General features: G+C 34.6%; 16 protein-coding genes. 9 read left to right on the top strand and 7 right to left on the bottom strand.

The window, feature by feature from the left end; translation table 11 throughout:
• The first annotated feature begins 116 nt into the window (after window positions 1-116).
• The 3 genes from M2419_RS11070 to M2419_RS11080 all read left to right on the top strand — a co-directional run bounded on the left by M2419_RS11070 (window position 117) and on the right by M2419_RS11080 (window position 3,818).
• A complete protein-coding gene (locus tag M2419_RS11070; protein ID WP_259255041.1) occupies window positions 117-755 on the top strand; it encodes a hypothetical protein in 639 nt (212 codons plus the stop codon).
• Between the two features lie 184 nt (window positions 756-939).
• The gene (locus M2419_RS11075; RefSeq protein WP_259255042.1) at window positions 940-2,499 is read left to right on the top strand and encodes a type I restriction-modification system subunit M; all 1,560 of its coding nucleotides are present in this window, start codon (window positions 940-942) and stop codon (window positions 2,497-2,499) included.
• 47 nt (window positions 2,500-2,546) lie between these two features.
• Window positions 2,547-3,818: a restriction endonuclease subunit S gene (locus M2419_RS11080; RefSeq protein WP_259255043.1), complete on the top strand. Its 1,272-nt coding sequence runs from the start codon at window positions 2,547-2,549 to the stop codon at window positions 3,816-3,818.
• A 3-nt stretch (window positions 3,819-3,821) separates the two neighbouring features.
• Here M2419_RS11080 and M2419_RS11085 read toward each other — a convergent pair whose 3' ends face one another.
• On the bottom strand, window positions 3,822-5,036 hold the full coding sequence (locus M2419_RS11085) for a restriction endonuclease subunit S (RefSeq protein WP_259255044.1): 1,215 nt from the start codon (window positions 5,034-5,036) through the stop codon (window positions 3,822-3,824).
• Window positions 5,037-5,126: 90 nt separating this feature from the next.
• Between M2419_RS11085 and M2419_RS11090 the strand changes: the two genes are divergently transcribed.
• Complete coding sequence (locus M2419_RS11090; protein WP_259255045.1) at window positions 5,127-6,053, top strand: site-specific integrase; 927 nt, start codon at window positions 5,127-5,129, stop codon at window positions 6,051-6,053.
• Window positions 6,054-6,148: 95 nt separating this feature from the next.
• Window positions 6,149-9,025, top strand: coding sequence for a type I restriction endonuclease subunit R (locus M2419_RS11095; protein ID WP_259255046.1), 2,877 nt, complete (start codon window positions 6,149-6,151; stop codon window positions 9,023-9,025).
• Window positions 9,026-9,370: 345 nt separating this feature from the next.
• On the opposite strand, the gene M2419_RS11100 is transcribed toward M2419_RS11095, so the two are convergent.
• The 3 genes from M2419_RS11100 to M2419_RS11110 are packed head-to-tail and all read right to left on the bottom strand — an operon-like array spanning window position 9,371 to window position 10,752.
• Window positions 9,371-9,799 (bottom strand): hypothetical protein, encoded by a 429-nt coding sequence (locus tag M2419_RS11100; protein WP_259255047.1) that lies wholly within the window; start codon window positions 9,797-9,799, stop codon window positions 9,371-9,373.
• Between the two features lie 10 nt (window positions 9,800-9,809).
• The gene (locus M2419_RS11105) at window positions 9,810-10,229 is read right to left on the bottom strand and encodes a helix-turn-helix transcriptional regulator (RefSeq protein WP_259255048.1); all 420 of its coding nucleotides are present in this window, start codon (window positions 10,227-10,229) and stop codon (window positions 9,810-9,812) included.
• A gap of 1 nt (window position 10,230) precedes the next feature.
• A complete protein-coding gene (locus tag M2419_RS11110) occupies window positions 10,231-10,752 on the bottom strand; it encodes a hypothetical protein (protein WP_259255049.1) in 522 nt (173 codons plus the stop codon).
• A 415-nt stretch (window positions 10,753-11,167) separates the two neighbouring features.
• Here M2419_RS11110 and M2419_RS11115 point away from each other — a divergent pair, with 415 nt between their 5' ends.
• A complete protein-coding gene (locus M2419_RS11115) occupies window positions 11,168-11,392 on the top strand; it encodes a hypothetical protein (protein WP_259255050.1) in 225 nt (74 codons plus the stop codon).
• Window positions 11,393-11,485: 93 nt separating this feature from the next.
• Here the strand turns inward: M2419_RS11115 and M2419_RS11120 are convergent, their stop codons facing one another.
• Window positions 11,486-11,632, bottom strand: a complete 147-nt coding sequence (locus M2419_RS11120; protein ID WP_259255051.1) for a hypothetical protein — start codon at window positions 11,630-11,632, stop codon at window positions 11,486-11,488.
• A 59-nt stretch (window positions 11,633-11,691) separates the two neighbouring features.
• On the opposite strand from M2419_RS11120, the gene M2419_RS11125 reads away from it, so the two are divergent.
• The 3 genes from M2419_RS11125 to M2419_RS11135 all read left to right on the top strand — a co-directional run bounded on the left by M2419_RS11125 (window position 11,692) and on the right by M2419_RS11135 (window position 13,271).
• Window positions 11,692-12,003, top strand: coding sequence for a WYL domain-containing protein (locus M2419_RS11125; RefSeq protein WP_259255052.1), 312 nt, complete (start codon window positions 11,692-11,694; stop codon window positions 12,001-12,003).
• A gap of 13 nt (window positions 12,004-12,016) precedes the next feature.
• Window positions 12,017-12,583, top strand: coding sequence for a metallophosphoesterase (locus tag M2419_RS11130; RefSeq protein ID WP_259255053.1), 567 nt, complete (start codon window positions 12,017-12,019; stop codon window positions 12,581-12,583).
• Between the two features lie 310 nt (window positions 12,584-12,893).
• A complete protein-coding gene (locus tag M2419_RS11135; RefSeq protein WP_259255054.1) occupies window positions 12,894-13,271 on the top strand; it encodes a cyclic-phosphate processing receiver domain-containing protein in 378 nt (125 codons plus the stop codon).
• 153 nt (window positions 13,272-13,424) lie between these two features.
• Here the strand turns inward: M2419_RS11135 and M2419_RS11140 are convergent, their stop codons facing one another.
• Window positions 13,425-13,646: a hypothetical protein gene (locus M2419_RS11140; protein WP_259255055.1), complete on the bottom strand. Its 222-nt coding sequence runs from the start codon at window positions 13,644-13,646 to the stop codon at window positions 13,425-13,427.
• Between the two features lie 102 nt (window positions 13,647-13,748).
• Window positions 13,749-14,255: a hypothetical protein gene (locus M2419_RS11145; protein ID WP_259255056.1), complete on the bottom strand. Its 507-nt coding sequence runs from the start codon at window positions 14,253-14,255 to the stop codon at window positions 13,749-13,751.
• Window positions 14,256-14,457 lie beyond the last annotated feature (202 nt).

Genomic DNA, 14,457 nt, shown 5'->3' on the forward strand with positions numbered 1-14,457 from the left:
TAGTATATCAAAAGGCGCAAATTTATAACTTGCTAGCCAAGGTTGGAATTATCTTTGAAAAGAAACTTGGCCTAATATCTAAAGTGTAATTATTTATTGTACTTTCACCAAAATTGATGAAGAACCCATCCGACCGAAATGACTGGCACAAATCAAACCGTAATATCCACACTGGAGATGAAATACTTAAATTAATGAAACTTTACGAAAGAAATCCTACTTTGAGAAACGAGAAAGGTATACATGATATTTTAAAACAAAACAATCATTTACTTAAAGGTGAAGATTACTATAAATCGATTTACGAGAAACAGTTTTACACAAAAAAAGGAAGAAGATATGTCGAAAGTGATTTCATAAACTTTATTTATGAATATAGCTTAAAAAAGAATGAGATATATGAAGTAAAGCTACCAAATGAGAGATTTATTACAAAGACTGGAGCACCCAGGATTTTAAAAAGTTCACAAAAATACTTCGATCAAGTTGGTATTAAGTACAATAATTATTTCTCATCAACAGAGAATTATGAAGAAATGTCAAAACGCTTACAACAAGAAGGTATTAGTACGTTTTCACATGATTTTAACTTAAGTCTTTTAATGGGAAGAGAAGAAGACCGAAAGGAAAATTTGGATCTTATCAGTAAAGGATTAGTTTACGGAAACAAACGAGTAAACTTAATTACATATGACAATCTAATAGATAGACATCAATACCTTCACCAGAGGGTTACCAGATTTGGAATAAATTAGCCTAAGGACTGATAATCCAAATAATAATAAAATAAAAAATCGAAGATAAGACTGAAATAACTAATCATTGCAATCAAGATCTTTTTTTACTTTTTCAAAATAATCATAGGCTTCTAAAATAAAAAACTACTATTTTAGTGAATTATTAAGGATTCTATATCCTCAATCAATAACGCTATTTTAAATGTCTGAAGATCAAAAGAAAATATTAGAGCAACAGCTCTGGAATATTGCCAATACCTTGCGCGGAAAAATGAACGCAGATGAGTTTCGTGATTATATCCTAGGATTTATCTTCTATAAATACCTAGCGGAGAAAATGGAAATTTATGCAAATTCTATCTTGGAGCAGGACAATATCCAATTCAGGGATATAAAGGAAAATACACAAAAAGGTAAAGAATATATAGAAGCCATCAAAGAGGAAGCTCTGGAGACTCTAGGATATTTTCTAAAACCTTCTGAACTATTTAGCGAAATAGCGAAACGAGGAAGCAGCGGCTCAAATACGTTTATTTTGGAGGATCTACAAAAGATCTTAACAAATGTCCAACTAAGTACGATGGGTACACAAAGCGAAGAAGACTTTGATAACCTATTTGAAGACATGGATCTCAATAGTACAAAATTGGGTAAAACAGCTGAGGCAAGAAATGCTATTATTGCCAAAGTCTTGGTACACTTGGACGAAATTGATTTCAAATTAGAACATACAGAACTGGATGTTTTAGGTGATGCCTACGAGTATTTAATTGGTCAATTTGCCAGTGGTGCAGGTAAAAAAGCTGGGGAATTTTATACGCCACAAGAAGTTTCTAAAATTCTTGCTAAAATAGTTACCACAGGTAAAAACAGGTTAAAATCTGTTTATGATCCAACATGTGGTTCTGGCTCTCTTTTACTGCGAGTTGCTCGCGAAGTAAAAGATGTTAATAATTTCTATGGGCAAGAGATGAATCGTACTACGTACAATCTTGCGCGGATGAATATGATACTTCATGGTGTTCATTATCTCAAATTTGATATCAAACAAGAAGATACGTTAGAGCATCCCCAACATCTAAACGATATGCCATTTGAGGCAATCGTTGCAAATCCTCCCTTCTCAGCGAACTGGAGTCCCAATCCATTATTCCTCAATGATGACCGATTTAGTCAATATGGAAAATTAGCGCCTTCAAGCAAGGCTGACTTTGCATTTGTACAACACATGATTTATCATCTTGCCGAAAATGGCACTATGGCAATCGTATTGCCACATGGTGTTTTATTTCGTGGAGCAGCGGAATTACACATTCGGAAATACCTAATAGAACAGAAGAATTATTTAGATGCTGTAATAGGTTTACCTGCTAATATTTTCTATGGTACAAGTATTCCTACTTGTATTTTGGTATTCAAAAAGTGTAGAGAAACCCCAGACGATATTCTTTTTATAGATGCTAGTAAGGAATTCGAAAAAGTAAAGAATCAAAATATGCTCAGAGAAGAGCATATCAATAAGATTGTAGATACCTATCGTAACAGAGTAGCAATTGATAAATATAGTCACCTTGCAAGTTTAAAAGAAGTTGCTGAAAACGATTATAACCTCAATATTCCACGTTATGTAGATACTTTTGAAGCAGAGGAAGAGATCGATATTCAGGCCGTAATGCAGGAAATCAAATCCTTAGAAGCCAAACGTGCCCAATTGGATCAGGAAATTGATGTTTATTTCAAGGAACTAGGCCTTGCCTTTTAATTTTTTTAATCCTTAATGTTTATACTAACAAAAATTAAAGTATCAAGATGACGACTAAAAAATTAAAAGTAGGTAACGTTCCTAATTTGAGATTTCCGGGGTTTGAAGGAGAGTGGGAAAATAAGAAGTTGGGAGAGATTGGAGAAATTGTTACTGGTTCTACACCACCAACTAATGATGAATCATATTATGGAGGAGAACACTTATTTGTATCTCCTGCAGATATTCAAACAAATAGATATGTCAAGAATAGTAAAACTACTTTAACCTCAAAAGGCTTCAAAAAAGGACGAAAGATAAAGAAAGGAAGTTCCTTGTTTGTCTGTATTGGTTCAACAATTGGAAAAGTAGCACAAGCATCGGAAGATTGTGTGACAAATCAACAAATAAATGCCATTGTTTCATTAGAACACAATGTTGATTTTGTTTTTTCTTTGTTAGAATTCAACTCTAAAAAAATAAAAATGCTATCTGCAGAACAAGCTGTTCCTATCATAAACAAAACAACCTTTTCAAATGTTAAAATTAATGTTCCATTGTTTTCTGAACAAGCCAAAATAGCATCATTCTTGTCACTGATAGATGAAAGAATTCAAACCCAAAACAAAATAATTGAGGAACTTAAAGTACTAAAAGTAACGCTTTCCAAAAAAATATTTTCCCAAGAATTGAGATTTAAAGATGAAAATGGAAATTTATTTCCTCAGTGGGAAGCCAAAAAAGTTGGAGAGGCTTATTCATTTAAAAGCACTAATTCCCTTTCGAGGGATCATCTCGTTTATCAAAATGGGGATGTGAAAAATATTCATTATGGGGATATTCATACAAAGTTTAGGACACTTTTTGACATTACTAGAGAAGTATTACCCTACATAAATAAGAATGTATCACTCGAAAAAGTGTCAGAGGAAAACTTCTTAAAAGTAAGTGACATGATTTTTGCTGATGCTTCAGAGGATCTAAACGATGTTGGCAAATCAATTGAAATTACAAATCTCAATAATCAAAGAGTGTTATCTGGCTTGCACACAATCCTAGCCAGACCTCAATCCGGTATCTTTAGTTTGGGCTTTGGAGGCTATCTTTTCAAATCTCCCCAAGTCAGATTTCAAATTCAAAAAGAATCTCAAGGTTCAAAGGTATTAAGTATTTCTTCGGGCAGACTATCAAATGTAAAAATATTAATTCCTAAGATTGCGGAACAAATTAAAATATCAAACTTTCTTTCATCCATCGACTCAAAATTGGATATCGAATCTGAAATTTTTCAAAAGCTAAAAGAACAGAAAAAATTTTTACTGCAACAGATGTTTGTATAAATTCTACACAAACATCTGTTTTAACAAAGATTGCTTTTGATGCTCAAGTTGCTTTAAAATTGCTTTTTCAATTTGAATTTTTTGATCAATATTTGATAGAAAAGAAGCTATTCGTATTTGTTCTCTAATTTCAGGGACTGGTATTAGCATCTTGGAAAAATCACTGCTAGAGAAACTCATTCTGTCAGCTCTTGCACCATAATTTGCTATATTTTCCATATGCCCAAACCAAGTATCAGAATTGAAGAAATGTTCCAAGTAGTCAATATCACCTTCTCTAAACCTAAACACCATATAAAGGGGAGAAATAACTCCTACACCTACTTTATTCCTTGAAATTGGCCCAACTGGAGCTTCTTTTGAAATTCTTGGATTATAAACAAAATCGTCCTTTTCCACAATATAGTATCCATTAATATTATTCGGATTTGCTATCTCCTTATCAAAAAAATCGCTTTGGTTCATTATTCCAAAAGTAGCAGAGTTTGAAAGAACTGTTTTTATTGCCATCTCTTTATTTTTGGTATTTATTTTTTTCGCAATACTACCCAATTCTACTATATTCCAATCAGAAAAATTATCACCTTCTGCATTTTTAAACCTTATTTTTTGTTTGAAAATACCATTTCTAAGATTTTTAATTAGTGATTGATAATGTAATAGTATTTTGTTTTGGGTTTGTATTTTGTCATCGATAAGAGAAAGTAGGCAGGATATTTTCTTTTGTTCGTTTTTGGTAGGAAAATATATATCAAGAGAACTTAATGAATCTTGATTTATATTTGTGTTAGCACTTGTAGAGCTTAGGGAAATTAAACGATTTCGAAAGCTTGAAGTACTAAAACAATACTTTTTAAAATTGATATTTAGTTGGATCTTATTATCTCTAAATCTGATTAAGAAGCCGCTATAAACTGTTTTATATAAATCTTCTAAAATAACCGAAGTCTCTCCAACTCCAGATCTTTTTACAGAAGACCGAATAAATAAAACATCACCTTTTCTGAGGTCATATAAATTTACTTCTCTATCATTAGCATTTACTAATGAAAATTCCTCTTTTGAGCTTATATTAGATTTTCCAAAAATGTCCATTAAATTGACGAAAGGTACGCCAAATCCAAAATCTTCGCTTGATTTATTGATTCCATTTTTAAAATCACCAATTTCCCCCAACTTCTTCGTCTCCCATTCTCCTTCAAATTCAGGAAATCTCAAATTAGGAACCTTAGCGCCAAATCCAGTTGGAGGATTTGCTATCCTTAATCTTAAATTACTTTTATTTGAGATTCAATAAATAAAAATATAATGATTGAACAAAAACAACTTTCAGAAGTAATTGAATTGTGGAAAACAAACAAAAAACAGTATGTGAAAAAGTCAAGCTTTGCAGCATATATGCTGCTGATAGAAAATCATTTGCTTCCAGTATTCGGCGACAAATATTTAATAGAAGAGGCTGATGTACAAAATTTTGTCTTCAAAAAGCTAGCAGCCGGTCTAAGCCACAAGACAATCAAAGACATTTTGATTGTCTTAAAAATGATTATGAAGTTTGGCGCAAAGAATAAATGGTTAGAATACACACCATTTGACATCCAATTTCCGACTGAACGCGAAAAACATAGTATCGAAGTACTAAGTCGGGCCGACCAAAAGAAAATAATGAATTATATTCAAGAGCACTTTACTTTTAGAAATCTAGGAGTCTATATCTGCCTAAGTGCCGGTATGCGCATTGGCGAAGTATGTGCGCTAACATGGGAGGATATTGACACCGAAAACGGTGTCATCAACGTTAGTCAAACAATTCAACGCATTTACATCATAGAGGATGGAAAGAGAAGAACTGAGCTCATTCTAGACACACCCAAAACAAAGAACTCCATCCGGGAAATACCGATCAGCAAAGATCTTCTACGGATTTTAAAACCTTTTAAAAAGATTGTCAATCCTTCTTTTTTTGTGCTAACAAATGACGCTAAACCTACGGAACCAAGAACATACCGCAGCTATTACAAAAACCTAATGAAAGAACTCAAAATGCCTGAACTTAAATTCCATGGTTTAAGACATAGTTTCGCGACTAGATGTATCGAAAGTAATTGTGACTATAAAACGGTAAGCGTTTTACTAGGCCATTCAAACATCAGCACGACACTCAACCTTTACGTCCATCCAAACATGGAACAAAAGAAAAAAGCCATCGAACAAATGTTTAAAGCATTGCGATAGTCAGTTAAATTATGAATTAGGAGGAGCAAATTATAAATACTTTTATTAAATTTATCCCTAAGTCAAATAATTATTACTCCTAATTCATAACGATCTTGAGCAAGCAGTCTGAACAAGTTTTAGAAGAACATTTAATTATCCAATTACAAAAATTGGGATATAAATATGTCGTCCTACCTAATGAAAAAGCTTTATTGACTAATCTAAAAAGCCAAATAGAGAAACACAACGGTATTATATTTAGTGAGAGCGAGTTTGAAAAAGTCTTAAATATTTTAAACAAAGGCTCTGTATTTGAGAAAGCGAAAACATTACGTGAAAAGAAACATCATATCATACGGGATAACGGTGATAATCTATATTTTGAATTTCTAAATGTAGAACATTGGTGCCAAAATGAATATCAAGTAACCAATCAGATCACACAAGAGGGTAAATATGAGAATCGCTACGATGTTACCTTGTTAATCAATGGACTTCCTCTAGTCCAGATAGAATTGAAAAGAAGGGGGTTAGAGATGAAAGAGGCCTTTAATCAGATCAATCGATATCAAAAACATAGTTTTGGTGCTGGAAAAGGATTGTTCCATTTCGTTCAATTATTCATTATAAGTAATGGAGTCAATACCAAATACTTCAGCAATTTCGGCACGCACAACCAGGAATTTTTACAGACATTTCATTGGACAGATGAAAACAATATTCCACTCAATAATATTTTAAATGGCTTTACGGATACATTTTTAGAACCTTGCCATGTCAGTAAAATGATATGTAAATACATCGTCCTAAATGAGACCGACAAAAAGCTGATGGTGCTACGCCCCTACCAATATTATGCGGTGGAAAGTATCATTAAAAAGGTAACTCAAAATGAGATATTAAATGGATATAATATTGAGAAAAATGGATATATATGGCATACGACTGGAAGTGGGAAAACCTTAACAAGCTTCAAAGCGAGCCAGATCTTATCTAAAATTCCAGCGATTAAAAAGGTCGTATTTGTTGTGGATAGAAAGGATCTGGATTATCAGACGAACAAAGAATACGACAATTTCAGTAAAGGTTCGGTAAGTTCAGCGACCGACACGGATGACCTAATCAGGAAATTCAATGATCCTGAAATAAGGATTATTGTCACCACCATCCAAAAATTGAATAATGCAATTTCAGGCAGAAATATATTCAAAATGAAATCCATTCAGGACGAAAGAATGGTGTTTATTTTCGATGAGTGCCACCGTTCGCAATTTGGTGATACACATAAAAACATCGTGAATTATTTCAGCAATATACAACTGTTTGGTTTCACAGGTACGCCAATATTGGAAAAGAATTCTGATGGGATGAGAACTACTGCTAGCTTATTTGGGAAATGCTTGCACAAATATGTGATAACGGATGCCATACGTGACGAGAATGTGCTTAAATTCTCTGTCGAATACATACAGACCTTCAAGAAGAAAGATCATATCATCGATCTAAAAGTGGAGCAGATCAATGAAAATGAAGTGCTAGAGGCTCCTCAACGGAAAGAAGCAATTGTCGATTACATCATTCAATACCACGATCAGAAAACCCAAAACAGAAAATTCTGCGCGATGATGTGTGTACAGGATATTGATGCTGTGATCCATTACTATGAGATATTTAAGCGCAAAAAATTAAATGGCGAGCACAACCTTCGCATAACAACTATATTTAGCTTTGCTCAGAATGAAGACGAAATGGAAGATGCCACTTACTCACAGTTGAGCGTGGCTGCGGAACCTGAAATGCAATACGGAAATCCTAAGCCACACCGTAGAGAGTTGCTGGAAAACTATGTTCATGATTTCAACGAAATGTTTGGTGAAGCGCAGGATATCAAAGACAATGAAGGTTTCTATAAATATTATAATGCGGTGGCGGGCAAATCTAAACACCCTAAACACGAATCTGATATTCTATTAGTTGCAAACATGTTTCTAACAGGTTACGACAGTAAGAATCTCAATACATTATACGTAGATAAAAACCTTCAATTTCATGGATTAATTCAGGCATTCAGTCGAACCAATCGAATTTTGGATAAGAATAAAACGCAAGGAAATATCGTCTGTTTTAGAAATCTGAAAGATAAGACCGATGAAGCCATTGCCCTATTTAGTAATAAGGATGCTATTGACGAAATCATTGTTGAACCTTATGTAACTTATGTAGAAAAGTTTAATCAAGCGACACAGAAGCTCCTTGAGATCGTTCCTGGGGTAGATAATGTTGATGGGTTATATACGGAAGAAGATAAACTTAAATTTATTTTAGCTTTTCGTACAATGATACGGTTGCATAAAAAGATGAGTCATTATTCCGAATTTACATGGGAAGATCTAGATATCGAAGAACAATTATTTGCGGATTATACAAGTAAATATTTGGATCTGAAAGATGGGCTGAATACGAACTCCTCTCCTGAAAAAACCTCAATTTTAAATGATATCGATTTCGAACTTGAATTGATCAGAAGGGATACTATCAATGTGACGTATATAATTCAGCTCCTTATTAAATTCAAGTCCAAAAAAGCAGGCAAGGATAGAGAAAGTATTGAAAAAGATATCGCCAATCTCTTGAACACAGAGGTATCGCTAAGAAGCAAAAGGGAACTCATTGAAAAATTTATTCAAGAAAACCTACCGCATATTGAGGATACTGATACTATCCCGGATGAATTTGAAAAATTCTGGAATATAGAACAAGAGAGCGCATTGCAGGAGTTAATCAAAACTGAAAACCTGCTAGAAGATGACACCGAAAGACTAATTGAGAACTACCTTTTCACGGAGCGAGAACCACTTCGTAAAGAAGTTCTTTCTCTTCGCGCTGACGGAAGACCTAGTGTCCTAAAGTCCAAAGAAATTGGCGATCGCATCTTAAATAAAATTGTCGGGTTTGTAGATACTTTCGTGAGTGGGATAACTGGGCTCTAGTAAAAAGCTTAGCTTAAAGTAAGAAAGTGCGATCAATAACACCAAAAAATGTTAATACAAGTATAATAAAAAGAACTATGGCATTATATAAATTAAAAGCACCTAGGCAATTTGGCGATATGCCAAAAGGCTATGAATTTCAAGTTGTCTCAGCCACTATACCTACACTAATGCGAAGGATGTTGAAAAAGAAATAGCAAGATTAGGATTTAATAGACAAGCCCAGGGATATAGAAGTCCTGGCAATTTTGAAGTAAAGAAGATAAGTTAGAAAATCACTGAGTGATACTATTCCCATAAAACATTATCAATCAATGATTTTCATAAGAAACTTAAACTTATATTTTATTCGGATATCTTTGAATTCAAAAGATCGTTCGGATTGACCACGGGTAAGATGATGCCATTTAGATTAGTTTCAGCCAATCTACTGTATAAAATCCCTCTAAGAGTAGAGTAAGATAAGCCAATCAATGTACCCAATAGCTGGCCCGTAAACGCGGCCCTGCCATCTTTTTCACTTAGGAAATCTAGCATATTGTCGACCTTAAAATAAAAATCATACAGATATTCAGCGAATATATGTTCAGTACATGAAAACGACACCAAAAAGGATATTTTAAAAGATTTCCTTTCTAAATTATGCTTGATCGACTGAGCAATATTCATTTGGAACTCTTTGTCCTTAAGATCAAATCCTAATTCTAAATTCTCCCTTATTGGCTTTATTTTTTCAAGTGAAATCTTCTCTGCAATAACTTTTGCCTCGTTCATAACTTACTGATTAAGCAGATACGTATTCACCAATTGACACCGACTCTTCAAACGCTTCATCCTGAGCGAAATCGCTAGAAGGAATCCGACTATGAACAGTAAAATATATGTTCTGGTGAATAGGTTCTACAAAAATAATCTCTGTATCTAAAGCAGCTTCAATCGTTACAATAGTTTTGGTCGTAAAAGTATGCTGACCAGAAAGCCATTTCGAAATTTCGGATTTTTGCTTATTCATCAATGTGGCTAGATCCGAAGCTTTCATGCCCTTACTTATTAAAATCTGCGAAATTTTATCTGAAATAGCCAAGTTTTTCTTGACCAATTTTTCTATCGCTGGATCTCCATGTTTCTCCAACCACTGGTCTATTATATTCACCTCCAGTAGACCGCTTTTCTCTTGATTGGCTTTTCTTCGTGAAAGTTTCATTTTAATAATTTATTTTAAAATCTCTATTATAAAGAATGTCCCGATAATCATCACTCCATTCTATATCATCATCTACAAAACTCTGATCAATTAATCTGGACAAAATGTTTGCCAAATTAAAATGCTCCCTCACATGTGGGCAATCCTGAGCTTTCTTAGCTGTTTTAATAGCTCCCCCATATAAAATCACTACATGTTCATTCAATCGATGGCAATATAAGCGCAAGTTATTACTCGTATTCTGATCTTCTTCGATATAGGTCGGCTCCTTGTTCATTCCATTCGGAGGAAGAGCTTCAGCGGCCATTTCATGTCGAAAATAACTAGCTTTTGCTCCGTACCAATTTCCAATTTGTCTTATCCAGGCTAAGATATGATTTAGTTTAGCAGATTCACCCTTTGTATGCTGCTTTACGAAAGCCTCAAATAGCGATTCCTCATCTTCCTCACCATTGATAACGACAGAGTAAAAAACTACTTTTTCATATTCTCGAATGAACTTTATTGAAGCAAAGCTACTCATATAACCGTATTATTCAAAACTTAGTTCACTTAAAAGTGAACTTTTAACATTATTTTAAGAAATCTCGTTTGGCTTTTAAGGCTAATAATGTCAAATATACAAACAAGAGTAGAGTTATACAATATCTAGCACTTCGACTTTGTAAAAATAATTAACTTTATATACAAGGTCAATAATGGCCATAAGGCTTTAGTGCTGCGTCTTGTAATTTTTGCCGTCAGATGTAGTTATCCTGAAACTCCGGACAACTGCGAGGGATGGATGTACACAGGCTATCCTCCATTATAGCTGTTCAAAAAATTAGCATGTTCATGAGCCATGAACATGCTAATTTTTTGAACAAATTGATTTTTAATTACGGTAAGATTAGTTAAGTTTACAGCTTAACCTATTTTATCATATAAGAATATTTATAATGACAAATGAAGAAATAGCGCATTTATGCCGCCGAATCGAAGATGTCGACAAAAATTTCGAGCAAAATTCCTATTCGGGCGATATGACGCCACTCAAACAAGATTTTGATATCAAATCACTAGGTGTACCAAATTACTATCTCGAGCTGATGGACGAAATGAACGATATGCTTCGGAAATCGCGCGTATTATTTTTACATACACGCAAAGATATCCGGCAGTAGCGTAAAAGTACCTCGCCATCAGAAGTATTGAATAAATTGAACTCCATGTTCTTACTTTAGTCTAAACAGGCATAAAACTGACTCTTCCGACGGTTATTCACCATCGTCCTCCTTTGGACCGATAACCCATAGTTCTACCAGCCGTCGATAGATATATTCCTGTTGAATAAGTATACGTTCCATACCCCTCGCCGCATTGTATCGATCGATCAGCTGGTCTACGTCAGCGAACGCGATCACAGTATAGGCAAATATAATCGCTCCTTTGGAAATATCCGATAGCTATCATCGGACATCACATGAAAGGACAAACTAAAAGCTGTGATCGCCAAGAACGCAAGCTTGATAAATGGCTTGAACAAATCGAGGAAGTGACCCTCTCCTATTCAGCATTTCAGGGCAAGTACATCAAGTTCTTACCTTTGCATCATACACAGGAAATAGTAGTCGACAATGAAGGGGAACTGCGCGTGAAACTCAATATGTATGTCACCTATGATTTTGCCATAGAATTGCTGTCTGTAGACGCCGAGGTCAAAGTTATTGCTCCCGAAAGTCTAGCGGATAAGATGAAAGAAGAATATCGTAAATCTTTACAACACCAATCCTAAAAGCCGAGCTGATATGCAGATCATTAAGTTAAAGGAGCGAAACATACTCCTGTTGTCGGACACGCATAGAATGCACCGCCTGTTGGATATTCCGCAGGGGATAGATATCGTTATCCATTGCGGCGATGTCTGCGATTCGGGTGATATGCAGCAGCTTTCAGATTACTTTGTGTGGTATGCGGGGCTTCCCATACCACACAAGGTATTTGTCCATGGAAATCATGATCTTCCCTTTGAACTGGAACCGCTGCAGAGCAAAAAATTGGTATCCGAAGGAATCCACTGGCTAAACGATACTTCGGTCAGGATAAGCGGCATTCAGATTATGGGCATCAGTGGTTTTCCTTTTTTTCACCATATGGAATCCGACGTGCAGATTGATATCATGGTATCACACTATCCACCATCGGGTATTTTGGACAATGGCTATGGCAGCGCGGAGATCCGTGAGTTTGTTCTGGAACGATCCCCTAGCTACCATATTTTCGGTCATAACCATGCAGGCTACGGTAAGATAAAGGTTAAGGCAATTAAGTTTATCAACGCTTCCTTGTATGAGCTGCTGAAAGGAAAGGCGTGATTAGCATGGCTATTTTAGCTCTTACTTATTACTTTCCACTAATCTTTCTAATATGTCTTCTAATAATCTTACTAATAAAATTAATCTTGATTTTTCCATTAAAAGCGATTTTGAATGGTTTAAGGAGGATTTCTGGGAATCTATTTATAGACTCTACTCATAAAATCATGTATTCTTTCTACTTAATTATTCTAATTGGCCTATATATCCACGACACGGCTAAAACAAATAAACGAACATAGTTTTAGAAAGCTATCAGTCTATATAACGCTTCAATTAGGTTATATTTAAATAGGAAATTACGGAAGTCATGGAACATAATAATAAAGGTATATTTTTGGATGATATCAGAGTACCATCGGATCTGTCATACTATATACCAAAAGAAGAAATAACTCCTTATCTGCTGACCAATTGGATCATTATTCGTAATTATCCAGATTTTGTGGCCTATATATCCAAAAATGGGATTCCGTCGATCATCTCTTTTGATCATGATCTGGGAGTAAATGTTGACAGCACAGAAGCAGAGTCGGGGTATGACGCTGTGAAGTATATCGTGGATCTAATTATTGAACAGGAACATCGGGTTTTGCCCCAGGTATTATGTCACTCGCAAAACCCCGTAGGCAAAACAAACATCCTTTCTTATTGGAACAACTTTATGAAAACTATTGATCAGAGTTAATCAAGGCATTAGAGATTAAATTGACAATCCATTCTGTGGTGAGAATTCGCTATTGTCAGAAAGGACCTTGCATCATGAATTGATGTTTCAGACGGACGATAATTAGTGCTATACACCTAAGATCATTTTGTAAAAATCATAAGACAATGGAATTTATACAAGAGTAAAACCCACTTTCCAGCCATCTTTATCAACCTCATATGGTGAAATCTCAAAACCTTCAATCTGATCGCTGAAACCTCTAAATTTTGAGGTCCTTACTAAAGCTGCCTCAGCAAGTTCTTTGGAGCTATATACTCCGATCAATTTAACGTCCTCACCCCCAGCCAATGTTTCATCAACATAGGCGTGCCATAATAAATAAACATGTTTCATAAAAAAAATCTTTTATATGATCTAATGATGTCTCTACAGATAAGCTCTTTAATAAATTTATGACTTTTTAAGACAATATCCTATGTAAGCCTTTCTGAACTATCAATACTGAACATCCGATACGATAAATGGCTCCCCTTTTATAAACCTACATACTCCATTATCAATGTTAAAATAAACTAAGACACAAAAACCTCCCATCCAGGATTGATCCCGCACCCAGATTATTGTCGAGAATGCATTTTTTTCAAAGTTGTAGAATGGTCTTTGTAGTTCAACTTGGTTAAAGTCATTTTTCGCATATACGAGTCTATTTTCAACCAACCCAACCCCATTAGTCTGTGTTAAAGTGAATTCACATGAATCATTTGCCATTGAAAACCCAGGAATTGACCAAGAAAGGATATCATGATAAATCTCGTGGTCAATAAAAGTATGGTATACCTTCCAACTCTTTTTTTGGTACAGCTGCCCTGTAAAGTCTTTATCAAATTCCTTTTCACCTATTTTCATTGCGTTTACAACTAGATCAGTGATATCTAACTTGCAGGTATTTTCTTGCGGAGTATGGGCGAACAAGAATGACATTAGAATAATCAAGATCTTCATACAGTTTAAATAAGCCAATATAATTTATCAAAAAAAAATCACTCCAATAAAACTATTTTCAAATAGCCGTTGTTCTTACCATACAAAACGGCTACAAGCTGCCTTTCGAAAGAAAGGTTCAACATAAAAATTGGCGTCGTACAGTGAAAATCCAATAGTCTTTAAAAACATTGGATGACGAAACAAAAAAGAGGAAACGATA

Origin of the sequence: Sphingobacterium sp. BIGb0116, assembly GCF_024808035.1 — a bacterium.
Lineage (GTDB): Bacteria > Bacteroidota > Bacteroidia > Sphingobacteriales > Sphingobacteriaceae > Sphingobacterium > Sphingobacterium paramultivorum.

Bases quoted from the DNA above. Each gene is read 5' to 3' on its own strand.
- M2419_RS11105 (WP_259255048.1), bottom strand. From the start codon at position 10,229: ATGAAACTTTCACGAAGAAAAGCCAATCAAGAGAAAAGCGGTCTACTG.
- M2419_RS11135 (WP_259255054.1), top strand. From the start codon at position 12,894: ATGGAACATAATAATAAAGGTATATTTTTGGATGATATCAGAGTACCA.
- M2419_RS11110 (WP_259255049.1), bottom strand. From the start codon at position 10,752: ATGAGTAGCTTTGCTTCAATAAAGTTCATTCGAGAATATGAAAAAGTA.
- M2419_RS11125 (WP_259255052.1), top strand. From the start codon at position 11,692: ATGAAAGGACAAACTAAAAGCTGTGATCGCCAAGAACGCAAGCTTGAT.
- M2419_RS11070 (WP_259255041.1), top strand. From the start codon at position 117: ATGAAGAACCCATCCGACCGAAATGACTGGCACAAATCAAACCGTAAT.
- M2419_RS11145 (WP_259255056.1), bottom strand. From the start codon at position 14,255: ATGAAGATCTTGATTATTCTAATGTCATTCTTGTTCGCCCATACTCCG.
- M2419_RS11100 (WP_259255047.1), bottom strand. From the start codon at position 9,799: ATGAACGAGGCAAAAGTTATTGCAGAGAAGATTTCACTTGAAAAAATA.
- M2419_RS11115 (WP_259255050.1), top strand. From the start codon at position 11,168: ATGACAAATGAAGAAATAGCGCATTTATGCCGCCGAATCGAAGATGTC.
- M2419_RS11130 (WP_259255053.1), top strand. From the start codon at position 12,017: ATGCAGATCATTAAGTTAAAGGAGCGAAACATACTCCTGTTGTCGGAC.
- M2419_RS11140 (WP_259255055.1), bottom strand. From the start codon at position 13,646: ATGAAACATGTTTATTTATTATGGCACGCCTATGTTGATGAAACATTG.
- M2419_RS11080 (WP_259255043.1), top strand. From the start codon at position 2,547: ATGACGACTAAAAAATTAAAAGTAGGTAACGTTCCTAATTTGAGATTT.
- M2419_RS11075 (WP_259255042.1), top strand. From the start codon at position 940: ATGTCTGAAGATCAAAAGAAAATATTAGAGCAACAGCTCTGGAATATT.
- M2419_RS11090 (WP_259255045.1), top strand. From the start codon at position 5,127: ATGATTGAACAAAAACAACTTTCAGAAGTAATTGAATTGTGGAAAACA.